At 63.0% G+C, this 22,000-nt stretch carries 19 protein-coding genes and 1 pseudogene; 11 read left to right on the top strand and 9 right to left on the bottom strand.

Going from position 1 to position 22,000, the window contains the following annotated elements:
- Positions 1-244: 244 nt before the first annotated feature.
- Together SLW74_RS16805 and SLW74_RS16800 are read right to left on the bottom strand one after the other, a co-directional pair.
- A complete protein-coding gene (locus SLW74_RS16805) occupies positions 245-1,108 on the bottom strand; it encodes a methyl-accepting chemotaxis protein (RefSeq protein WP_410929565.1) in 864 nt (287 codons plus the stop codon).
- Positions 1,103-1,870 (bottom strand): annotated as a pseudogene (locus tag SLW74_RS16800) (MCP four helix bundle domain-containing protein); the annotation flags it as partial. The gene SLW74_RS16805 and the pseudogene SLW74_RS16800, both read right to left, overlap by 6 nt.
- A gap of 191 nt (positions 1,871-2,061) precedes the next feature.
- On the opposite strand from SLW74_RS16800, the gene SLW74_RS16795 reads away from it, so the two are divergent.
- The 3 genes from SLW74_RS16795 (at position 2,062) to SLW74_RS16785 (ending at position 4,466) form a co-directional block, all read left to right on the top strand.
- Positions 2,062-2,550 carry a GFA family protein gene (locus SLW74_RS16795; RefSeq protein WP_410929562.1) on the top strand — a complete coding sequence of 163 codons (489 nt, stop codon included), beginning with the start codon at positions 2,062-2,064 and terminating at the stop codon, positions 2,548-2,550.
- Positions 2,551-2,716: 166 nt separating this feature from the next.
- On the top strand, positions 2,717-4,264 hold the full coding sequence (locus SLW74_RS16790; protein WP_410929561.1) for an FAD-dependent oxidoreductase: 1,548 nt from the start codon (positions 2,717-2,719) through the stop codon (positions 4,262-4,264).
- Between the two features lie 46 nt (positions 4,265-4,310).
- Complete coding sequence (locus tag SLW74_RS16785) at positions 4,311-4,466, top strand: hypothetical protein (protein ID WP_167355798.1); 156 nt, start codon at positions 4,311-4,313, stop codon at positions 4,464-4,466.
- A 10-nt stretch (positions 4,467-4,476) separates the two neighbouring features.
- Here the strand turns inward: SLW74_RS16785 and SLW74_RS16780 are convergent, their stop codons facing one another.
- The gene (locus SLW74_RS16780) at positions 4,477-5,574 is read right to left on the bottom strand and encodes an MBL fold metallo-hydrolase (RefSeq protein ID WP_410929560.1); all 1,098 of its coding nucleotides are present in this window, start codon (positions 5,572-5,574) and stop codon (positions 4,477-4,479) included.
- 274 nt (positions 5,575-5,848) lie between these two features.
- On the opposite strand from SLW74_RS16780, the gene SLW74_RS16775 reads away from it, so the two are divergent.
- Positions 5,849-6,490, top strand: coding sequence for a TetR/AcrR family transcriptional regulator (locus SLW74_RS16775; protein ID WP_065989556.1), 642 nt, complete (start codon positions 5,849-5,851; stop codon positions 6,488-6,490).
- On the opposite strand, the gene SLW74_RS16770 is transcribed toward SLW74_RS16775, so the two are convergent.
- Positions 6,487-7,167: a DJ-1/PfpI family protein gene (locus tag SLW74_RS16770; protein ID WP_065989554.1), complete on the bottom strand. Its 681-nt coding sequence runs from the start codon at positions 7,165-7,167 to the stop codon at positions 6,487-6,489. The two genes, SLW74_RS16775 and SLW74_RS16770, sit on opposite strands and share 4 nt — an antisense overlap.
- 163 nt (positions 7,168-7,330) lie before the next feature.
- On the opposite strand from SLW74_RS16770, the gene SLW74_RS16765 reads away from it, so the two are divergent.
- The 4 genes from SLW74_RS16765 (at position 7,331) to SLW74_RS16750 (ending at position 12,391) form a co-directional block, all read left to right on the top strand.
- Positions 7,331-8,314: a GlxA family transcriptional regulator gene (locus SLW74_RS16765; RefSeq protein WP_065989552.1), complete on the top strand. Its 984-nt coding sequence runs from the start codon at positions 7,331-7,333 to the stop codon at positions 8,312-8,314.
- Between the two features lie 404 nt (positions 8,315-8,718).
- A complete protein-coding gene (locus SLW74_RS16760; protein WP_410929559.1) occupies positions 8,719-10,068 on the top strand; it encodes a gluconate:H+ symporter in 1,350 nt (449 codons plus the stop codon).
- The gene (locus SLW74_RS16755) at positions 10,069-10,929 is read left to right on the top strand and encodes a MurR/RpiR family transcriptional regulator (RefSeq protein ID WP_410929558.1); all 861 of its coding nucleotides are present in this window, start codon (positions 10,069-10,071) and stop codon (positions 10,927-10,929) included. It abuts the gene before it with no gap.
- A 4-nt stretch (positions 10,930-10,933) separates the two neighbouring features.
- A complete protein-coding gene (locus tag SLW74_RS16750) occupies positions 10,934-12,391 on the top strand; it encodes an N-acyl-D-amino-acid deacylase family protein (RefSeq protein ID WP_410929557.1) in 1,458 nt (485 codons plus the stop codon).
- Between the two features lie 147 nt (positions 12,392-12,538).
- Here the strand turns inward: SLW74_RS16750 and fahA are convergent, their stop codons facing one another.
- Together fahA and hmgA are read right to left on the bottom strand one after the other, a co-directional pair.
- Complete coding sequence (gene fahA / locus SLW74_RS16745; RefSeq protein ID WP_410929556.1) at positions 12,539-13,837, bottom strand: fumarylacetoacetase; 1,299 nt, start codon at positions 13,835-13,837, stop codon at positions 12,539-12,541.
- Complete coding sequence (hmgA, locus tag SLW74_RS16740) at positions 13,834-15,150, bottom strand: homogentisate 1,2-dioxygenase (RefSeq protein WP_410929555.1); 1,317 nt, start codon at positions 15,148-15,150, stop codon at positions 13,834-13,836. The genes fahA and hmgA overlap by 4 nt, the downstream gene beginning before the upstream one ends.
- Before the next feature lie 108 nt (positions 15,151-15,258).
- Between hmgA and SLW74_RS16735 the strand changes: the two genes are divergently transcribed.
- Positions 15,259-16,053, top strand: coding sequence for an IclR family transcriptional regulator (locus tag SLW74_RS16735; RefSeq protein WP_369319357.1), 795 nt, complete (start codon positions 15,259-15,261; stop codon positions 16,051-16,053).
- 298 nt (positions 16,054-16,351) lie between these two features.
- On the opposite strand, the gene hppD is transcribed toward SLW74_RS16735, so the two are convergent.
- From hppD to glcC, 3 genes are all read right to left on the bottom strand, one after another.
- Positions 16,352-17,428 carry a 4-hydroxyphenylpyruvate dioxygenase gene (hppD, locus tag SLW74_RS16730; protein ID WP_410929554.1) on the bottom strand — a complete coding sequence of 359 codons (1,077 nt, stop codon included), beginning with the start codon at positions 17,426-17,428 and terminating at the stop codon, positions 16,352-16,354.
- Positions 17,429-17,570: 142 nt separating this feature from the next.
- Positions 17,571-18,203 (bottom strand): maleylacetoacetate isomerase, encoded by a 633-nt coding sequence (maiA, locus tag SLW74_RS16725; RefSeq protein WP_410929553.1) that lies wholly within the window; start codon positions 18,201-18,203, stop codon positions 17,571-17,573.
- Positions 18,204-18,328: 125 nt separating this feature from the next.
- The gene (glcC, locus tag SLW74_RS16720; RefSeq protein ID WP_192134293.1) at positions 18,329-19,102 is read right to left on the bottom strand and encodes a transcriptional regulator GlcC; all 774 of its coding nucleotides are present in this window, start codon (positions 19,100-19,102) and stop codon (positions 18,329-18,331) included.
- 283 nt (positions 19,103-19,385) lie between these two features.
- Between glcC and glcD the strand changes: the two genes are divergently transcribed.
- Positions 19,386-20,885, top strand: a complete 1,500-nt coding sequence (glcD, locus tag SLW74_RS16715) for a glycolate oxidase subunit GlcD (protein ID WP_410929552.1) — start codon at positions 19,386-19,388, stop codon at positions 20,883-20,885.
- The gene (gene glcE / locus SLW74_RS16710) at positions 20,885-21,997 is read left to right on the top strand and encodes a glycolate oxidase subunit GlcE (RefSeq protein WP_410929551.1); all 1,113 of its coding nucleotides are present in this window, start codon (positions 20,885-20,887) and stop codon (positions 21,995-21,997) included. Before glcD ends, glcE begins: the two co-directional genes overlap by 1 nt.
- Positions 21,998-22,000: the final 3 nt, after the last annotated feature.

Genomic DNA, 22,000 nt, shown 5'->3' with positions numbered 1-22,000 from the left:
TGATGCTTCCTCGAACAGGCCTTATACATAGATGCAACCGGGTAGCAGTGTTCGAAAAGCAGGTTGAATGTGGGGGCGAGTCCATACATAGGACCGGCTTTAGCCGGGAAGACGTCATTCGCTACACCGAAAAACTGAGAGTGCTCAAACCAGCCCCTTCCCGGCTGAAGCCGGTCCTACTTGCGTGTGCAGCCTGTAGGACCGGCTTTAGCCGGGAAGCCTTTGAGGGCTTTGAACTCCGCAATCAAACCCGGAAACGCGTCACCACCTGATTCAACTCCGCCGCCAGCCGGGACAGTTCATTGCTCGACGCGCTGATCTGGTTGGCACCGGACGACGATTGCATGGACAGGTCGCGGATGTTGACGATATTGCGGTCCACTTCCCGGGCGACCTGGGCCTGCTCTTCGGCAGCGCTGGCGATGACCAGGTTGCGCTCGGAAATTTCGTTGATCGAGGTGGTGATCCGGTTCAGCGACTCGCCCGCACCCTGGGCCAGCCCCAGTGTTTCTGTGGCGCGGGTGCGGCTCACCGACATCGATTCCAGCGCTTCGGTGGAACCGCTGCGCATGGTGGTGACCATCTTGTCGATTTCCAGGGTCGACTGCTGGGTGCGGTGGGCCAGTGCGCGCACCTCATCGGCGACCACGGCAAACCCGCGTCCGGACTCGCCCGCCCGTGCGGCTTCGATGGCGGCGTTCAGCGCCAGCAGGTTGGTCTGCTCGGCGATGGAACGGATCACGTCCAGCACCTTGCCGATGTCCTTGGACTGCTCGGCCAGGGTCTGCACCAGGTCCGAGGTGTGCTGGACGTTGCCGGACAGGGTCTGGATCGAATTGACCGTGTCAATGACCCGGCTCTGGCCGTCGCGGGCCGCGGTGTTCGATTCGCTCGAGGCCTGGGACGTCGACACCGCGTTGCGCGCGACTTCCTCGACCGCCGAGGTCATCTCGTTCACCGCCGTGGCGGCCTGTTCGATTTCGGCGTTCTGCTGGTGCAGGCCGCGATGGCTGTCTTCGGTCACCGAATTCAGCTCCGTGGCGGCCGACGCCAACTGGCTCGCCGAGTTGCCGATCAGGCTCAGGGTCGAGCGCAGGTTGGTCTGCATCTGCTGCAACGCGCTCTGCAATCGGGTGACTTCGTCATTGCCTTCGACGCGAATGTCGTGGGTCAGATCGCCCTTCGCCACGTATTCGGCGGCATCAACCGCTTGCTGCAACGGCCGCACGATGCTGCGGGTCAGCCACACCGCGAGCACCACGGTGGCCAGCGCCGCGATCAGCACGAACACCAGCACCACGTTGCGAGACTTGCCGTATTGCGCTTCGGCGGCCGCGCCTTCGAGCTCAACCTGATGGGAGTAGAAATCACCCAGATCGCCCAATTGCGCGCCGGAGTTGTCGACGGCAGTCTTCATGTCCACCAGCAGCAGCTTGTTCAGTGCCTTTAGCTCTCCGCTTTCGGCAAGGGCGAATGACTGGGTCAAACCGCGCTGATACTCAACCAGGGTCGCGCGGAATTTGCCGTACAGCGCCTTCTCTTCCGGCGTGTCGATAAAGGCGTCGAGGCTGGTGAGTTTTTCATCGAGGATTTTCGAACGTGCGTCCATCTGGCCTTTATAAACGCTGACGTTTTTTGGATCGGCGTCGAGGGCGACCCGCAGCGAGATGGTGCGAATGCGCAGCATCGCTTCGCGGATATCGTTGACCAGACGCATGCTCGGCATCCAGTTGCTCTCGACCGCCACCTCGCTCTGTCGAATCGTCGACATCTGGCTCAAGGCGAACCAGCCGAGCAACGCGACCAACAGGGAAATCAGGGTAAACCCAAGGCCGGCGCGGCGGGCGATGGTCAGGTTGCGTAGGCTCATAGCGGGGGCTCGTTGTTGTAGGGGCGGGACGCAAAGTCGTCGTATGACCATGGCTTATCGACATTGCCGCAGGGTTCTTTAGCCGTCGGCCCACTAAGAATCCGAACGCCTGTTCGAGAAAACATCGAACCCTGCCAGCATGCGGGGTCTAGACCCTTGAGCCCCATACCCCATTTCAACCGAGGTGAATCATGCATCTGGAAGGTTCCTGCCACTGCGGCGCCGTCGCATTCAGCCTGACAAGCGCCCATCCCTATCCTTATCAGCGCTGCTACTGCTCGATCTGCCGCAAGACCCAAGGTGGCGGCGGTTACGCGATCAACCTGGGCGGCGATGCGAAAAGCCTCACCGTCGAAGGCAAGGACAACATCGCCATCTACCACGCCAAAATGCGCGATGACGACGGTCACGAAACCCACATCAGCAGCGCCGAACGGCATTTCTGCAAGCGGTGCGGCAGCGGTCTGTGGTTGTTCAGCCCCGAGTGGCCGGCGCTGATTCATCCCTTCGCGTCGGCCATCGACACGCCGTTGCCGACCCCGCCGGAGCACACGCACCTGCTGCTGAACTCCAAAGCGCCGTGGGTGGAAGTGGCCGCAGGGCCCCATGACCAGCAGTTCGAGGCCTACCCTGAAGAGTCGATTGCCGACTGGCATGAGCGGCTGAAGCTCACTCAATAATCTGCCGCGCTGGAATGAGCACAGGCGTCGGGCGTTCCTCTGGCAGTGGCTGCCGACGGAGCGCCCGCCCGACCGACCACTGGATAATTCCCTGAACCTCTCCCCCGCCGGCCGACTCCCAACTAAACGCTGACAAGCCCAATAATAAGCCCACGAGGAAGCGCACATGCCTTTGCATCGAGTCGCCACCCTGACCGAGCTTCATCGAGACCGCGGTCTCCAGGTCGAGTTTGGCGAAACCAAGGCGCTACTGGTTCTGCACGGCGAAGAAGTCCGCGCGTTTCAAGCCTTCTGCCCCCACGCCGGCGCCCCCCTGGCGGACGGCGCCATCTGCAACGGTCACCTGATCTGCCCCTGGCACAAAGCCGAATTCTCCGTCGACGACGGCCACCTGTGCGAACCGCCCGCCCTGGACGCCCTTATCCGTTACCCCGTTCAACTCGTCGAAGGCCAGGTGCACGTCGATGACCAGCCCATGGCCGTTCACACGCCGACACTGGCCGAGGACAGCCGCCGCTTCGTCATCATTGGCGCCGGGGCCGCGGGCACAGCGGCGGCCTGCGCGTTGAGGGAAAAAGGCTTCAATGGTCAATTACGGCTCATCGACAGAGAAGCCGCGCCCGGCTACGACCGCACTGCGCTCAGCAAATTTGTGCTGTCCGCCGAAATGAAAACCGATGAAATCCCTGCCCTGCGCGAGGAGGCGTTTTACCTGGATAACCGCATCGAGCGGGTGCACGGCGAGGTGATGAAGCTGGACGTCATCAACAAGCGCGTGACCCTGGCGGACGGGCGCCGCTTTGACTATGACGCGGCGCTGGTCACCACGGGCGGCGAGCCCCGCGCGCTGCCTGTGGAGGGCGCCGATCTGCCGCAGGTGCTGACGCTGCGCAGCCGCGATGACGCCAGCCGAATTCTCGCGGCGGTGCACCCCGGCAGCCACGCGTTGGTCGTGGGCGACAGTTTTATCGGGCTGGAAGCGGCGTCGGCCTTGCGCACACAGGGTGTGAACGTGACGATTCTGGCCCATCACGAAGTGCCGCTTGTCCGCCTCCTGGGCGAGCGCATCGGCAAGGCGCTGCGCGCGCTGCATGAGCAAAACGGCGCGTTGTTCCGCACCCACGTCGATGTCAGTCGCTTCGAAGGCGTTGAACGGGACGGCCAACAGGTGCTGCAGACCGCCGTGCTCAGCAATGGTGAACGACTGCAGGTGGACCTGGCGTTGGTTGGCGTCGGTGTAAGTCCGGTCACGCATTTCATCGACGGTCTTCAGCTGGAGGAGGACGGCTCACTCCCCGTCGACGACGGCATGCGCGCAGGCAAGGATGTGTGGGCAGCAGGCGATATCGCCACCTTTCCACTCAACCACCAGCCGCAGCGCATCGAGCACTGGCGGCTTGCCCAACAGCAGGCACGTATCGCGGCGGGCAATATGCTCGGCGAAGACCGGCATTACACCGACGTGCCGTATTTCTGGACCTACCATTTTGAAAAGCGCCTGGATTATCTCGGCCACGCAGAGGACTGGGACGACATCGTCTACCTGGGCGAACCGGAGCGGTTCGACTTCCTGGCGCTTTTCTGCAAGCAGAATGTGGTGGCGGCCGTGGTCAGCTGTGGGCGCGAACGGCCCATGGCGATGCTCGCCGAACGCATGAAACAACCGCTGTTCAAAGATGAAGCGCAGATGCTGATCAACCAGATCGGTGATTGAGCACGCACTTCAGCGTCATTCATTTATCCGCATACCGGAGGGCGCCATGCCTGATAAAGAGTCCAACCGCGAAGACCTCGACCACAAGCCTGAAAACGCAGGCAAGGTCGGCGAGGAACACAAACAAGCCAATCAAAGTGGTGAACAACAGCGACCACCGGAAACGGAGCATCCGGCAGACGCGACCGACGCCAAACCCTGAACCAGCGGCATCAGCCGCGGCTGGTGGCCTGCTGACGATCACTTTGCTGCTTTGCGCAGCGGCCGGTTGCAGACTGCTGAGCGGTCTCCATCTTCAGCCACCACGCCTCGCCCCGGCTCGGGTACTGCACGTAAAAAGGCTGGCCCATTTCCGGGGTGGTGATGGAGATGCTGCGGTCCCACGCCAGCGCGAGAATCCGGTCGAACGGCTCGTGCCAGGCGTGCATCGCCAGGTCGAAGGTGCCGTTGTGAATCGGCAACAGCCACTTGCCGCGCAGGTCGATGTGCGCCTGCAGCGTTTCTTCGGGCTGCATGTGCACGTCCGGCCAGTCCTCGTTATAGGCGCCGGTTTCCATCAGCGTCAGGTCGAACGGGCCGTACTGCTCGCCAATCAACTTGAAGCCGTCGTGATAACCGGTGTCGCCGCTGAAGAAGATCCGCTGCTCGCCGTCGAGCATCACCCACGACGCCCAGAGCGTCTGATTGCCGTCGCGCAACGTACGCCCTGAAAAGTGCTGCGCCGGCGTTGCCACAAAGCGAATGCCATGAATATCGGTCGACTGCCACCAGTTCAACTGCTGAACCTTGGCCGCCGGCACACCCCACTCGATCAGCGTGTCCCCTACCCCCAGCGGCGTGATGAAATGCTCGGCCTTGTCCTTGAGCACCTGAATGGTCATGTGATCGAGGTGGTCGTAATGGTTGTGGGACAGGATCACTGCTTTGAGCGGTGGCAGGTCTGCAAGGCTGATCGGCGGCTGATGGAAGCGCTGCGGACCGGCCCACTGCACCGGCGAGGCACGGTCAGCGAAGACGGGGTCGGTGAGGAAGTATTCACCGCGCAGTTTCAGCAGCACGGTGGAATGGCCGAGCCGATAGACCGTGTTGTCGGGCGCCGCCAACAGTTGCTGGCGCGACAGCGGCTGAACCGGTATCTCACCGGCCGGGCGGGTGTGGTGGGGCTTATTGAACAGGGCGTTCCAGAAGATGCGCAGGGTCTTGACGAAGCCAGAGCGCGCCATCGGCTTGTGATTGAAATAGCGGCCTTCACGCCGAGTCAGGACGGGCAGCGCAGGATGTGAATCAAGGTGTTTGTCGATCGAGGCCATGAGGGTGCTGACTCCATGAAACGGGTGAAGGTGGCGCTGTGCAAGCTGCAAGCTGCAAGCTGCAAGCTGCAAGCTGCAAGAGCATGACGTACGCCTTGCGCTTTGGCTTTGGCCGTGGCTTTAGCTTGAAGCTTAGAACTTGAAGCTTCCGGCTGCTTCTACACTACACAGTGTAGTTTCAAGCTTGCACGATGGGCAAAGAGAAGTAAACTGCCCGGTGTAATTTTCTTGCCGGGTGACTTCGTTGCCCGGCTCACCTCACAGAAGCGAATCCATGACTGCCCCACTGCGACTGACCGACCGTAAACGCGAAGCCATTGTTCAAGCGGCGATAGCCGAATTTCGCGACAACGGTTTCGAGGTCACGAGCATGGACCGCATCGCCGCCCGGGCGGAGGTCTCCAAGCGCACGGTCTACAACCACTTCCCCAGCAAGGAAGAGCTGTTTTCCGAAATGCTCCATCGTCTGTGGTCCTCCGCCGCGACGCAGACCGATGCGGTGTACAAACCCGGCGTGCCCCTGCGCGATCAACTGCGCGAATTGCTCGACGCGAAAATGAAAACCCTCGGCGACAGCAATTTCATCGACCTGGCCCGCGTGGCCATCGGCGCGACCATCCACTCCCCCGATCGCGCGCAGGTCTGGGTCAGCCGACTCAATCAGCGCGAAGAAACCTTCACCGTCTGGGTGCGCGGCGCCCAGCAGGACGGCCGCCTCAAGGCCGTCGAGCCGGTGTTCGCCGCGTCGCAGATCCATGCGTTGCTCAAGGCCTTCGCCTTCTGGCCGCAAGTCACCCTCAACGAACCCCTGCTCGCGCCGGACAAACAACGCGAAGTGGTGGAGTCGGCCCTCGACCTGTTCCTGTGCTGGTATGAAATCCCGCTCGACAAATCTCGGTCCACCACTGCCCGTTAGTCCATGGCCGCCGTGACGCGCTCGACGATCTGCCGACGGGCCAGCAAACCCTGCATGGCGCGATCAATGGCGACGCCGACGATATTCGCCGGTGCCGTATCGGGTCGCCCCGAATCGTAAGGCGGCGCCGGTGCGTACTCCAGTTGCAGCTGAATGGTCCGGGCGGTATCCGGATCGAACACCTCGCTGATCAGCGTCAACGCAAAATCGATCCCCGCCGTCACGCCGCCGCCGGTCATCAGGTTGCCGTCGCGCACCACGCGCTCGTGTACCGGAATCGCGCCGAACTGCTCCAGCAGTGAATGGGACGCCCAGTGGGTGGTGGCGCGGCGGCCTTTCAACAGCCCGGCCGCGCCGAGCACTAACGCGCCGGTGCAGACCGAGGTCACGTACTGAGCCGTCGCAGCCTGATGCCGGATGAACGCCAGGGTTTGCGCATCTTCCATCAATGCATCGACGCCTACCCCGCCCGGCACGCAGATCACGTCGAGGTCGATGCAGTCGGCGAAGGTCGCGGTCGGGACGAGGGTCAGGCCGGTGCTGGACTGCAGCGGCTCGAGATCTTTCCAGACCAGGTGCACGACCACGCCGGGCATGGTGGCGAAAACATCGTAGGGACCGGTCAGGTCCAGTTGCTGGACTTTGGGGAATACCAGCAGGCCGATATGCAGGGTCATGGCGTGTTCCTTATCGTTTGAACGTGGGTCATCTGAATGCGTGAGCCGAGCAGCCGGTTGCACCTGAAGGCCAGCGGCTGGACGAAAGCACTGTAGAGGGCTAGCCTCTGGCGGATACGCCATAAAGCCAACAATTCACGCCAATCTTCACAGTGAGCGCGCCATGCCCCATCAGCCCAGGCCGGTTCATGTTCTGGCCTTTCCCAACGTTCAGTTACTCGACGTCACCGGACCGCTGCAGGTGTTCGCCTCGGCCAACGTCATGGCGCAGGAAGCCGGCCTGAAAAAAATCCCTTACCGGCCCGAGGTTATCGCTCGGGACCCCGGCAGCGTGATCTCCTCCGCCGGCCTTGGGCTGCTCACTCACCCGCTGCCGTCCACGCCTTCGGACACGCTGATCATCGCCGGTGGCGGCGCGGTGCACACGGCGCTGCTGGACCCGGTTCTGGTGGACTGGGTGCGAACGCAATCCGCCAGTGCCCGGCGCGTGGCGTCAGTGTGTACCGGCGCATTTTTGCTCGCCGCCGCCGGCGTGCTGGACGGTCATCGGGTGGTCACTCACTGGGACAGTTGCGACGAACTGGCGCGGTGCTTCCCGCATCTGCGCGTCGACCCGGACCCGATCTTCATCAACGAGGACAAGCTGTGGACGTCGGCCGGGGTGACGGCAGGCATCGATCTGGCGCTGGCGATGGTCGAGGCGGACCTGGGCCGCGACATCGCACTGGCCGTCGCGCGGGATCTGGTGGTGTTTCTCAAGCGCCCGGGCGGGCAATCGCAATTCAGCACGGCGCTGTCGATGCAGCACCAGACCCGCGATCAGGGCAGCCGGTTTGGCGACCTGCACGCCTGGATTCTCGACAACCTCGCCAGCGACCTGTCCGTCGGCACGCTGGCGGCTCAGGTCGGCATGAGCGAGCGCAGCTTCGTCCGCCACTACCGCGCCCACACCGGCAACACGCCAGCGCGGGCCATCGAGCAGTTGCGCGTCGAAGCGGCCCGGCGTCTGTTAGGGGACAGCGCGCTGCCAATCAAGCGCATCGCCGACCGCTGCGGTTTCGGCACGGAAGAGACATTGCGCCGCAGCTTCATGCGCGCGGTATCGGTGACGCCCCAGGCGTATCGAGAGCGTTTCAGCGCGGCATGACTTGGCCGCTACAAGCTCCCACAAATGGATTGCAGCGACCGGGAAATCCGGGGCGCGCCTTGAGACCTGTGGGAGTGAGCTTGCGTGACTGAGATGCGTTACAAGGCAAGGCTCATGGAGAAATTAATTTTCATTAATTGAAATTTTTATCCTGTTTCGTGTAATTTAATTTTCATCACGAAATCAGAGATAACAATAATGACTGCCTGTGATCGTCCCGCCCCTGCTCTTCTTTCGCCGCTGATGGCGCTTGCAACACCCACTGCCGAGATCGTTTTCACCGCCTGGCTGCACACCGGTTAGCGCCACTGCGCGGGGGAGTCCTGCCCTGTTTCAGTTCGACAGGCTCAGCCCCGCCGCCGCCCAAGCCCTGACCTCCTCATCCTCAGCAAGGAATCCGTTGCATGCCTCCGTCAACCGGCCTGTCTCTGTTGGTCTATGCCGCCGTCGCGATCATCGCCTTGATCGTGCTTATCGCGCGCTTTCGTCTCAATCCGTTCATCGTCATCACCCTGGTGTCCGTCGGCCTCGCCCTGGTCGCCGGGATGCCGGCCAATGCCGTCGTTGCGTCCTATGAGGGCGGGGTCGGCAAGACGCTGGGGCACATCGCGCTGGTCGTAGCGCTGGGCACCATGCTCGGCAAGATGATGGCCGAATCCGGTGGCGCCGAGCAGGTGGCGCGCACCTTGATCGACCGCTTCGGCGAGCGCAACGCGCACTGGGCGATGGTCTGCATCGCCTTTCTCGTGGGGCTGCCGCTGTTTTTCGAAGTCGGTTTCGTGCTGTTGGTGCCGATTGCGTTCACCGTCGCACGTCGGGTCGGCGTGTCGATTCTGATGGTCGGGCTGCCCATGGTCGCCGGCCTCTCGGTGGTCCACGCACTGGTGCCGCCGCACCCGGCCGCGATGCTGGCGGTGCAGGCCTATCAGGCGTCGGTCGGCCAGACCCTGTTCTACGCCATCCTCATCGGCATCCCCACGGCGATCATCGCCGGCCCGATCTACGCGCGCTTCATCGTGCCGCACATTCACTTGCCCGATGAAAACCCGCTGGCCAAACAATTTCTCGACCGCGAACTCCGCGCCCAACTGCCAAGCTTTGGCATCACCATGGCGACCATTCTGCTGCCGGTCGTACTGATGCTGCTGGGTGGCTGGGCCAACCTGATTGCCACGCCGGGCAGCGGCTTCAACAGCTTCCTGCTGTTCATCGGCAACTCGGTGATCGCGCTGCTGCTGGCCACGTTACTAAGCTTCTGGACCTTGGGCATCGCCCAGGGCTTCTCCCGGGATTCGATCCTGAAATTCACCCAGGAGTGCCTGGCACCAACGGCCAGCATTACGTTGCTGGTGGGCGCCGGCGGCGGTCTGAACCGGATTCTGGTCGACAGCGGCGTGACCAACGAGATTGTCGGTCTGGCGCAGGACTGGCATCTGTCGCCGCTGTTGATGGGCTGGCTGTTCGCCGCACTGATGCGCGTCGCCACCGGCTCGGCCACCGTGGCGATGACCACCGCGTCCGGCATCGTCGCCCCCGTCGCGCTGGGTCTGGGCTATCCCCATCCGGAGTTGCTGGTGCTGGCAACCGGCGCGGGCTCGGTGATTTTTTCCCACGTCAACGACGGCGGGTTCTGGCTGATCAAGGAGTATTTCAACATGACCGTGGCACAGACTTTCAAAACCTGGACGGTGCTGGAAACGCTGATATCGGTGATTGCTTTCGTCCTGACCCTCGGGCTGGCGCAGGTGATCTGAGTGGACATTCTTTACCAGATCCGCGCCCGTCAGGACTCTTTCAGCGCCGGGGAAGGCCGCATCGCCAGGCTGGTGCTCAGCGACGTGGCCTTTGCCGCCAGCGCCAGCCTCGACGACCTCGCCGCCCGTGCCGAGGTCAGCAGCGCCACGCTGTCACGCTTCGCCCGTACGGTGGGCTGCAAGGACCTGCGCGACCTGCGCCTGCAACTGGCCCAGGCCAGCGGCGTGGGCAACCGCTTCCTCACCCCGGAGCAGGCGCCGGAACAGTCGGCGTTTTTCACCCAGATCGTCGGCGACATCGAGTCCACCCTGCGACAGCATCTGGCCGGTTTCGATGAGTCGCGCTTCCAGGCGGCGGTGGCTCTGCTGACGCCAGCGCGGATGATTCACAGCTTCGGCATGGGCGGCGCGTCCAGCCTGTGCAGCGAAGAACTGCAGACCCGTCTGGTGCGCCTCGGCTACCCGATTGCCGCCAGCCGCGACCCGGTGATGATGCGCTTGATCGCCGCAACCCTTGGCCCCGAGCACTGCGTCATTGTCTGCTCACTGAGCGGGCGCACCCCTGAACTGCTCGACGCAGTGGACCTGGCCCGCAGCTATGGCGCGAAGATTCTCGCCATCACCCTGCCCGGCTCACCGCTGGCGGAACGGGCGGATGTCCTGCTGCCGCTGCAGATCGCCGAAACCAATTTCATCTACAAACCCACCGCCGCGCGCTACGGCATGCTGCTGACCATCGACGTGCTGGCCACCGAACTGGCGCTGACGGCGCCCGACGCCAACCGCGAACGGCTGCGACGGATCAAACTCGCGCTGGATGACTACCGCGGCGGCGACGAAGGCCTGCCCCTTGGAGACTGACCCCATGCTTTACGACCTGATCATTCGCGACGCGCTGGTGATCGACGGCAGCGATACCCCCGGTTACCGAGCCGATGTGGCCATCCGCGACGGCCGCATCCAGCGCATCGGTGACCTCCGCGACGTCTCCGCCCGCGAAGAAATCAACGCCGCCGGCCGCGTGCTGGCCCCGGGTTTCATCGACGTGCACACCCACGACGACAGCGTGGTGATTCGCCAGCCGGCGATGCTGCCGAAGATCACCCAGGGCGTGACCACGGTGATCGTCGGCAACTGCGGCATCAGCGCCTCGCCGGTAACGCTCGCGGGCGATCCGCCGGACCCGATGAACCTGCTGGGTCCCGCCGCCGCGTTCGTTTATCCGCGCTTCATCGACTACCGCAACGCGGTGGATGCGGCGCGGCCGGCGGTCAATGTGGCGGCGCTGATCGGCCATACCGCCCTGCGCAGCAATCACATGGACGATCTTTTTCGAACGGCGCGCGCTGATGAAATCAGCGCCATGCGCGGGCAATTGCGCGACAGCCTGGCGGACGGCGCGCTGGGCCTGTCCACCGGTCTGGCCTACGCCTCGGCTTACTCGGCCGAGACCGACGAAGTCAAGCAGCTGGCCGAGGAGCTCACGGCGTTCGGCGCGGTGTACACGACCCATCTGCGCAGTGAGTTCGAGCCGGTGCTGGAGGCCATGGACGAGGCGTTCGCGATCGGCCGTCACGCCCGATCACCGGTGGTTATTTCCCATATGAAATGCGCGGGCGCCGGCAACTGGGGCCGCAGTCCGCAGCTGCTGGCGTCCCTGGAAAACGCCGCGCTGAGCCACCCGGTGGGCTGCGATTGCTATCCCTATGCGGCCAGCTCTTCAACGCTGGATTTAAAGCAGGTCACGGATGCGTTTCCGATCACCATCACCTGGTCAACGCCACACCCGGAACAGGGCGGCCGTGAGCTGAAGGACATCGCCGCCGACTGGGGCCTTTCACTGATGGACGCCGCGCGGAAGCTGCAACCTGCTGGCGCCGTGTATTACGGCATGGACGAGAACGACGTGCAGCGGATCATGAAGCACCCGCTGTCGATGATCGGTTCGGACGGTCTGCCGGAAGACCCGTTCCCGCACCCGCGCCTGTGGGGTGCGTTTCCCCGGGTGCTCGGGCATTTCAGTCGGGATCTGGGGCTGTTCCCGCTGCACACCGCTGTGCACAAGATGACCGGACTGACCGCCACACGCTTCGGGCTGCATGATCGCGGATTCGTGCGCGAAGGGTATTGCGCGGATCTGGTGTTGTTCAACGCCGAAACCGTGCGCGATGTGGCGGATTTCAAAGAACCCAAGCGCGCTGCCGAGGGGATTGATGCGGTGTGGGTGAACGGGCATTTGAGCTACGCCGAAGGCAAACCGCAGGGGGAACGGCAAGGGAGGTTCTTGCCGCGCAGTGGGTCATTGGTGGGTGGGTTTGGTTGATTCTGTAGGACTGGCTTTAGCCGGGAAGACGCCCATGTAGACGCCATCAATTACGGGGTGTCACGCATGATGCTTTCCCGGCTGAAGCCGGTCCCACTAAAAGTGCGTGGTCCCACTCAGAGCATGCGCCATGTCAGCAGGACTGGTTTAGCCAATCACAATCCCACGGCATTCGCCAAACCCGATGCTCACTTCCCCCTCCTTGCGGCAGCGGGCTTTGAGGGTCACCTCGTCGCCGGCTTCCAGAAAGGTCCGGGTCTCACCGTTGGGCAGCTCGATCGGGTGTTTTCCGCCCTGGGTCATCTCCAGCAAGCTGCCGAGCTGGCCGGGGTGCGGGCCTGACAAGGTGCCGGTGCCGAACAGATCGCCCGCTTGCAGCTTGCAGCCGTTGACGCTGTGGTGGGCCACCATCTGCGCGACGGTCCAGTACATGTTCAGCGTGTTGCTCAGGGACAGGCGCTGGGGCGCGATACCCTGCTCTTTCATCCGCACGGTGAGCAGCAGCACTTCCAGCTCGATGTCCAGCGCGCCCCCGGCCTGATCCTGCTCGTCGAACAAATAAGCCATCGGCTGCGGGTCACCCTCGGGACGCGCCGGTTGGGCCGCACGAAACGGCGCCAGCGCCTCGGCCGTGACCACCCACGGCGAAATGCTGGTGGCAAAACTCTTCGACAGAAACGGCCCCAGCGGCTGGTATTCCCAGGCCTGCAGGTCCCGGGCCGACCAGTCGTTCAGCAAGCAGAAACCGGCGATGTGCTCACCCGCCTTGCCGATGGGGACAGGCTCGCCGGCCTCGTTGCCCTGCCCGATCCACACGCCCACCTCCAGTTCGTAATCCAGGCGGTTGCTTGGCCCGAAGTCCGGTGTCTCGGCGCCCGGTTTCAAGGTCTGCCCGCTGGGGCGCCTGACCGGCATCCCGGACACACCCAGCGTCGACGCCCGGCCGTGATAAGCGATCGGCACGTATTTGTAGTTCGGCAACAGCGGATTGTCCGGGCGGAACAGCTTGCCGACGTTCATCGCGTGATGAATGCCGACGTAAAAATCGGTGTAGTCGCCGACCTGCGCAGGCATGTGCATCTGGCAGTCATTCATCGGCACCAGCAGACGATCCCCCATGGCCTGCAAGCGTTCACGCTGCAGTGTTTTTTCGTCGAGCAAGTGCAGCAATTCGTTGCGCAGGGCCTGGCGCGACGAACCACCCAAGGCGAAAAAGTCGTTCAACTGCCCGCGACAGGCGGCTTCGACAGCCACCCGCGCGGCGCCATTGAACAGGCTGGCCTCAAGGGCCGTTTGCAGGTCGAGAATGAAATCGCCGATGGCCACGCCGCCACGCTTGCCGAAACCGGGGCGGCTGAACACGCCCAAGGGCAGGTTTTGCAGGGGGAAATCAGGATGGTCGTTGGCGCTGGTCACCCAGCTGCGCGGATGCTGTGGAGTGCTCATCGTTGGCTGTCCGTGTCGAAAGGCTTGAACGTTCTGGCGATGCCATCCCAGCAGGCATCGTAGTCGCTTTGCAGCTGTGGGCATTCCAGCGCGTGATAGCTGGGGCGCAGAACTTTGCCGGTCTCGAACATGAAGGCCATGGTCTGCTCGATCTTGTGCGGCGTCAGCTCGGCGGCGATGGCCTTCTCGGCGCTGGCATTGTCCGGGCCGTGGGCGCTCATGCAGTTGTGCAGCGACGCACCGCCCGGCATGAAACCTGCGGCCTTGGCGTCGTAGACACCGTCGATCAGGCCCATGAATTCGTTCATCAGGTTGCGGTGGAACCACGGTGGCCGGAAGGTGTTTTCCGCCACCATCCAGCGCGGCGGGAAAATCACAAAATCGACGTTGGCCTGACCGTCGACAACGCCCGGCGAGGTCAGCACGGTGAAGATCGACGGATCGGGATGGTCGTAACTCACGGTGCCCAAGGTGTTGAACAGGCGCAGATCGTATTTATACGGGACGTTGTTGCCATGCCACGCGACGACATCGAAGGGGGAATGACCCAGCGTGGTGGCCCACAGTTCGCCGAGAAATTTCTGCACCAGCACGGTGGGCTGTGCGCTGTCTTCAAAATGCGCGTGGGGGATCTGGAAATCCCGGGGATTGGCCAGGCCGTTGCTGCCGATCGGCCCGAGGTCCGGCAGGCGCAGGGGGCAGCCGTGGTTCTCGCAGAGATAGCCCCGCGCTGTGCCGTCGAGCAACTCGACGCTAAATTTCAAACCACGGGGCAGCACGACGATTTCCTGGGGTTCAATGTCGAGCAGGCCCAGCTCGGTGGTGATGCGCAATCGGCCCTGTTGGGGGACGATCAGCCACTCGCCGTCGGCGCTGAAGAACGCGCGCTGCATAGAAAGGTTGGCCGTGTAGACGTAGACGCTTACGCCCTCGGCCTGTTCGGCAGACGAGGTGCTGGCCAGGGCATGCAGGCCGTCGATGAAATCGGTGGGTTCGGCGGGGATGTCGAACGCATTCCAGCGCAGGCGATTGGGTGTGACCGGGCCTTGCTGCTGACCGGGGATCTGCCGCTCAAGGCGCTGAAAACGAGGGTGCGCGGCGGAGGGTTGAATGCGATAGAGCCAGGAGCGTCGGGCTTCGGCGCGGGGTACGGTGAACGCGGTCCCGGAGAATTGCTCGGCGTAGAGGCCCAGCGGGTGACGCTGCGGCGAGTTCTGCCCGTGGGGCAAACCGCCCGGCATCGCCTCGCTGCTGAAATGATTGCCGAATCCGCACTGGTAGCGCAGGGACTCGGACCGGGGTGCTGTCGACATGACGACCTCTTATTGTTTTTATCGTAAGCGTGTTACGCATAACGTAATTTGAGTTTGCAGAAGGGTCAAGCTATAAAGCAGCCTTTCCAGACCGGGGGCCTCCCTTCCATGACCGACGATTCCACCCCCGCCACCGCGCCGCGCCAGCAGAAAGTCCAGTCGGCTGAGGTCGGCGTCGGCATCCTCAAGGCGCTGGCCGAACTGGCGCCTGCCACGTCACTGTCGAAACTCGCCGAATACGTCGGCATGCCGGCCAGCAAGGTGCATCGCTACCTGCAAGCGCTGGTGGACAGCGGTTTTGCCGAACAGGACCCGGCCAGCAACCATTACCGTCTGGGGCGTTCGGCGCTGCAGGTCGGCCTTGCGGCGTTAAGCCAGCTGGATGTGCTGAAGACCTCTGCCCCGGCCCTGATCGCCCTGCGCGACGAACTCAACGAAACCTGCTTTCTGGCCGTGTGGGGCAACAAAGGCCCGACGGTGGTGTACGTCGAGCAGTCGCTGGGGGCGGTCACCCTGGTCACGCAGATCGGTTCGGTGCTGCCGCTGCTCGGTTCGTCCACCGGGCTGGTGTTCGACACCTTTCTGTCGCCGACCGAAACCGCCGCGTTGAGAGAGGCGGAATCGGCTTCGTTGAATGCAGCGCAGTTGAAGGAGATCGATCGGCACGTCCACGAAATCCGCAGCACCGGGGTGCATCAGATTCACGGGATGTTGATGGCCGGCGTCAACGCGGTGTCGTCGCCGGTGTTTGCCATGGGCAACAAGCTGGTGGGTGTGGTGACGGTGGTGGGTTCGGCGTCGGTGTTTACCGATCAGCGCCAGGCGACGGCCGCGCAGAAACTGCTGCAAACGGCACAGGCGATCAGCGCGCGGATGGGTGGGGAAATGCCGCGGCTGGAGTGATTGGTCAGGATCACAAAGGGCAGGACCGCGCTCCCACTGACGGACCGCGTTCCTCGTGTAGGACCGGCTTTAGCCGGGAAGACGTCGGCGGTTACGCCACAAAATTGAGGGTGTTCAAACCGGCCCCTTCCCGGCTGAAGCCGGTCCTACTAACGGACCGTGTGCATCTAGTGGGACCGGCTTTAGCCGGGAAGACGTCGGCGATTACGCCACAACATTGATGGTGTCAAAACCGGCCCCTTCCCGGCTGAAGCCGGTCCTACAGACATATCGCGTGCACCAAATCGGGCTGCGTACTTCAATCCACCGCCAACACTCCCCTGCGCACTTGATCGCGCTCGATCGATTCAAACAGCGCCTTGAAATTGCCCTCGCCGAAGCCATCGTCGCCCTTGCGCTGGATGAATTCGAAGAACACCGGGCCCATCAGGGTTTCCGAGAAGATCTGCAACAGCAGACGCTGACTGCCGCCTTCGGAGTTGCCGTCCAGCAGGATCCCCCGCGCCTTCAGCTCATGCTCGGGCTCGCCGTGGTTGGGCAGACGGCCTTCGAGCATTTCGTAGTAGGTGTCCGGCGGCGGGGTCATGAAGCGCATGCCCAGCGCCTTGAGCCGGTCCCAGGTGTCGATCAGGTTTTCGGTGAAGAACGCGACGTGCTGAATCCCCTCGCCATTGAACTTCATCAAAAACTCTTCGATCTGCCCGGCGCCCTTTGAGGATTCCTCGTTCAGCGGGATGCGGATCATGCCGTCCGGCGCGGTCATCGCTTTCGAGGTCAGGCCGGTGTACTCGCCCTTGATGTCGAAATAGCGCAGCTCGCGGAAGTTGAACAGCTTCTCGTAGAAGTTCGCCCAGTAGGCCATCCGCCCGCGATAGACGTTGTGGGTCAGGTGATCGATGAATTGCAGGCCGGCGCCCTTGGGGTGACGCTCGACGCCTTCGAGGTACACGAAGTCGATGTCGTAGATCGAGGTGCCTTCACCGAAACGGTCGATCAGGTACAACGGCGCGCCGCCAATGCCCTTGATCGCCGGCAAACGCAGCTCCATGGGCCCGGTGCCGATCTCCACAGGCTGAGCGCCCAGTTCCAGCGCGCGCTTGTAGGCCAGTTGCGAATCCTTGACCCGGAAGGCCATGCCGCACACGGAAGGACCGTGCTCCGCAGCGAAGTAGGACGCTTCGCTGTTCGGCTCGTTGTTAAGGATGATGTTGATCGCGCCCTGACGGTAGAGCGACACGTCCTTGGAGCGGTGATGGGCGACTTTGGTGAAGCCCATGATCTGGAACACCGGCTCCAGCACGTTCGGGGTGGGCGAGGCGAATTCGATGAATTCAAAGCCCATCAGGCCCATCGGGTTTTCATAGAGATCAGTCACGGTCTTGCTCCTGCTAAATAGTGAGAGGCACAGCGGCTCGGATCACGATTCAGCGGGTGGCGCGCAGGAAATCCCCCGCACGCTGCGGGCGAGGAAGTCGCCGAAGATCAATTGCAGACCGAAGCTTTTCATGGGGGAAAGATTACTCTGGCTTGTCCGATTGCGCATCGGGATGGGCGGCCTGAAACGCCGGATGCTGCAACGCCAGCGCTTCGACCCGGCAAATGCGTGGATACGGGGTCATGTCCACGTTGAAGCGTCGCGCCGCATAGACTTGGGGCAACAGGTACACATCGGCCAGGCCAACCGCGCCAAAACAAAACTCAGCGTCGCCAATCAGGGCCTCCACTGCGGCAAAGCCTTCGCCGATCCAGTGGCCGATCCACGCCGTCACATCGCCTTCGTCGTGGCCCATGCCGCGCAGGCGATTGAGCACCGCGACGTTGTGCAGCGGGTGGATGTCGCAGCCGATCAGGGCGGCGACCTGCCGATGGCGCGCGCGGTCGAGCAGCGCGTCGGGGAGCAATGCAGGTTCAGGGGATAATTCTTCGAAGTATTCGATGATCGCCATGGACTGGATGATCACCTCGCCGTCGTCCAGCCTCAAAGAGGGAACGCGGCCCTGGGGGTTGATCGCCAGATAATCGGGCGTGTGGTGTTCGCCGCCGTCACGGATCAGGTTGACCGGCAGTGCGTTGAACGCGAGACCTTTCAGCGCCAGGACAATGCGCACCCGGTAGCTCGAGGTCGATCGGTAGTAGGTGAAAAGATCCACGGGAATGGCCTGTTATTGTTGTTTTGGTTTTCACTACGGCGTAAGCGACTTACGCAATGCGTAAGCTGCGGCAATACGGGATGGGTGTCAAGCCAAGGTCCACACGCGTAAAACTCCCGCGTGGCTCAGGCCCAGCCCTCCAGTCGCAGGGTGGCGCGCACCAGCCGTTGCTCCTCGCTTTCGATCTCCCGCAGGTTGTCGCAGATGTTCTGGATATGCGCCACGGCCGCTTTGCGCGCCTGCTCGGGCAAGCGCCCGGTGACCGCGTTATAAAGCCGGGCATGATGACGATCGATCTGCCGCTTCTGGGCGTCACGGTGATAGAGGTTGTTGACCGAGGCGAACACCGTGTTCAGCAGCAGATCCGTCAACGAACGCAGGGTCTGCACCAGCACCGGGTTGTGGGACGCTTCGCAGATGGCCAGGTGAAACGCATGGTCGAGCCGCGCGTGTTCGGACGCGGGCAAGGGGTGATCGTGGCCGGCGACCAGTGCGTCGTAGGCGCGGGTGATCAGCACAAAATCCGCGTCAGTGCCGCGCAGCGCCGCCAGCCGCGCAGACTCCCCTTCCAGCAGGCTGCGCACTTCGAACAGGTCATACAGCGTGCGCGGCTGGGAGGCGAACAAGTGCATCAGCGGCGAATTGGCAGTCAGCCCGAGCCCGCCCATTTGCGCGACGAACGAGCCCTTGCCCTGGCGGGTTTCGATGATGCCCCTGGCGCGCAGCAGCTGCAGGCCCTCGCGCAGGGCGGTGCGCGACACACCGAGCTTTTCGGTCAGCCGCCGTTCGGAAGGCAACAGCTGACCGACTTTGAGCACTCCGTCGACAATCAGCCGCTCAATGCGCTCGCTGACCACATCGGCGACCTGCTGCGGGCGTTGGGCTTGAGTGGTTTGCATGGTTCGGACTTCCTTGAGTGCTTTAAAAGACTAGGCCAGAAGCACTGAGCACTGGTATGACCACGGGCAACCCTAAAAATGACGAATACCGCGCGCCAAGCTATCTCACTGATAAAAAAGGCAATTAGCCGGAAATTTCATCACCTCTCTTCAATAAACTGGTTCGACCACCGCTGCACCCGGTAGACACTAAGCCCCGCTGAGCCAATGATGCAAGCCAGCCATTCACGTTCCGTCACGGAACGGGCCTCCAATAAAAACAAGACAGGGTTGCGAACCCATCATGAATATCCTGTACGACGAACGTGTCGACGGCGTTCTGCCGGTCATCGACAAACAACTGTTGCTTCAAGCGCTGCAAACCCGCCTGCCTGATCTGGACATCCTCCACCGCGAGGAAGAACTGCGCCCGTACGAATGCGACGGCCTCTCCGCGTACCGCACGACGCCGATGCTGGTGGTGCTGCCCCAGCGCATCGAGCAGGTGCAGACGCTGCTCAAGGTCTGCCATGAGCGCGGCGTACCGGTGGTGGCGCGCGGTGCCGGGACCGGATTGTCCGGCGGCGCCCTGCCCCTGGAAAAAGGCGTGCTGCTGGTGATGGCGCGCTTCAATAAAATCCTGCACATCGACCCCGCCGGGCGCTATGCCCGCGTGCAGCCCGGCGTGCGCAATCTGGCCATCTCCCAGGCCGCCGCGCCCTACGACCTCTATTACGCGCCTGATCCCTCTTCGCAAATTGCCTGCTCCATCGGCGGCAACGTCGCGGAAAACGCCGGCGGCGTGCATTGCCTGAAATACGGCCTGACCGTGCACAACCTGCTCAAGGTCGACATCCTCACGGTCGAGGGCGAGCACATGGTGCTGGGCTCCGACGCGCTGGATTCACCGGGCTTCGACTTGCTGGCGCTGTTCACCGGTTCCGAAGGCATGCTCGGCGTGATCACCGAAGTCACCGTCAAACTGCTGCCCAAACCCCAAGTGGCGCGCGTGCTGCTGGCCGCCTTTGACTCGGTGGAAAAAGCCGGGCGCGCAGTGGGTGACATCATCGCCGAAGGCATCATCCCCGGCGGCCTGGAAATGATGGACAACCTCGCTATTCGCGCCGCTGAAGACTTCATCCACGCCGGCTACCCGGTCGACGCCGAAGCCATCCTGCTGTGCGAACTCGATGGCGTGGAAGCTGACGTTCACGCCGATTGCGACCGGGTTCGCGCCGTGCTGGAAAACGCCGGCGCGACCGAGATTCGCCAGGCGAAAGACGAAGCCGAACGGGTGCGATTCTGGGCCGGACGCAAGAACGCCTTCCCGGCGGTCGGTCGGCTGTCGCCGGATTACTACTGCATGGACGGCACCATCCCGCGTCGGGAATTGCCCGGCGTGCTGAAGGGTATTTCCGCGCTGTCGGAAGAATACGGCCTGCGCGTCGCCAACGTTTTCCACGCCGGCGACGGCAACATGCACCCGCTGATCCTCTTCGATGCCAACCAACCCGGTGAACTGGACCGCGCCGAAGCATTGGGCGGAAAGATTCTGGAGCTGTGCGTGAAGGTCGGCGGCAGCATCACCGGCGAGCACGGCGTGGGCCGCGAGAAGATCAATCAGATGTGCGCGCAATTCAACAGTGACGAGCTGACGTTGTTTCACGCGGTAAAAGCCGCGTTCGATCCGGCCGGCACCCTCAACCCCGGCAAGAACATCCCCACCCTGCACCGCTGCGCCGAATTCGGTGCCATGCACGTGCACATGGGCAAGCTGCCCTTCCCTGAACTGGAGCGTTTCTGATGGATGCCCAACGTCAGCCAGCCTTCGTCGCCCAGGAGCGCGATGCGAGCGACGCACTGCTGGAACAGGTCAATCAGGCGATTCAGTCCGCCCTGCCGCTGCGCATTCAAGGCGCCAACAGCAAGGTATTCCTGGGTCGTGAGGTGGCCGGAGACGTGCTCGATACGCGCATCCACAGTGGCATCGTCACCTACGACCCAACCGAACTGGTGATCACCGCCCGCGCCGGCACGCCGTTGTCGGTGCTGAACGCCGCGCTGGAAGAAGCCGGTCAGATGCTGCCCTGCGAGCCGCCCAGCTATGGCCATGGTGATGCAGGCGCTAGCGGCGCAGGCGACGGGACCGTGGGCGGGATGGTTGCAGCGGGTTTGTCCGGGCCGCGCAGGCCGTGGTCAGGCTCGGTGCGTGATTTCGTCCTGGGCACGCGGGTGATCACAGGTCTCGGAAAGCATCTGCGCTTCGGCGGCGAGGTGATGAAAAACGTCGCCGGTTACGATCTGTCACGCTTGATGGCGGGCAGTTTTGGCTGCCTGGGCCTGATCACCGAAGTCTCGTTGAAAGTCCTGCCCAAGCCGCGACTGTGCACCAGCATTGCGCTGGAAATGGACAGCACCACCGCCCTCGCCCGCCTGGCGCAATGGGGTCAGGAACCGCTGCCCATCAGCGCCGCCAGCCACGACGGCCGCGTGCTGCGCTTGCGTCTTGAAGGCGGCGAAGGTTCGGTCGCGGCGGCCCATGAACGCCTGGGCGGCGAATCCATCGACCCGGCTTATTGGCGCGCGCTCAACGAACACCGCCTGGAGTTCTTCACCGATGGGCGGCCGCTGTGGCGCCTGTCATTGCCCGTCAGCACGGCGGCGCTGGACCTGCCGGGGGAACAATTGATCGACTGGGCCGGTGCGCAACGCTGGTTGAAATCCGACGCCAGCGGCAGCGAGATTCGGCGGATCGCCAGCGCTGCAGGTGGTCACGCCACCTGCTTCAGCCACGGCGTCGACGACAGCCCTTTTCAGCCGTTGGCCACGCCATTGCTGCGCTACCACCGCCAGCTCAAGGCGCAACTTGATCCGCAGGGAGTTTTCAATCCGGGCCGAATGTACGCGGAGATCTGAACC

It is taken from the genome of Pseudomonas sp. W5-36, assembly GCF_046540455.1.
Taxonomy (GTDB): domain Bacteria; phylum Pseudomonadota; class Gammaproteobacteria; order Pseudomonadales; family Pseudomonadaceae; genus Aquipseudomonas; species Aquipseudomonas graminis_B.
Note: the sequence above shows the minus strand (reverse complement) of the source record. Positions and strands in the feature narration are given on the sequence as shown.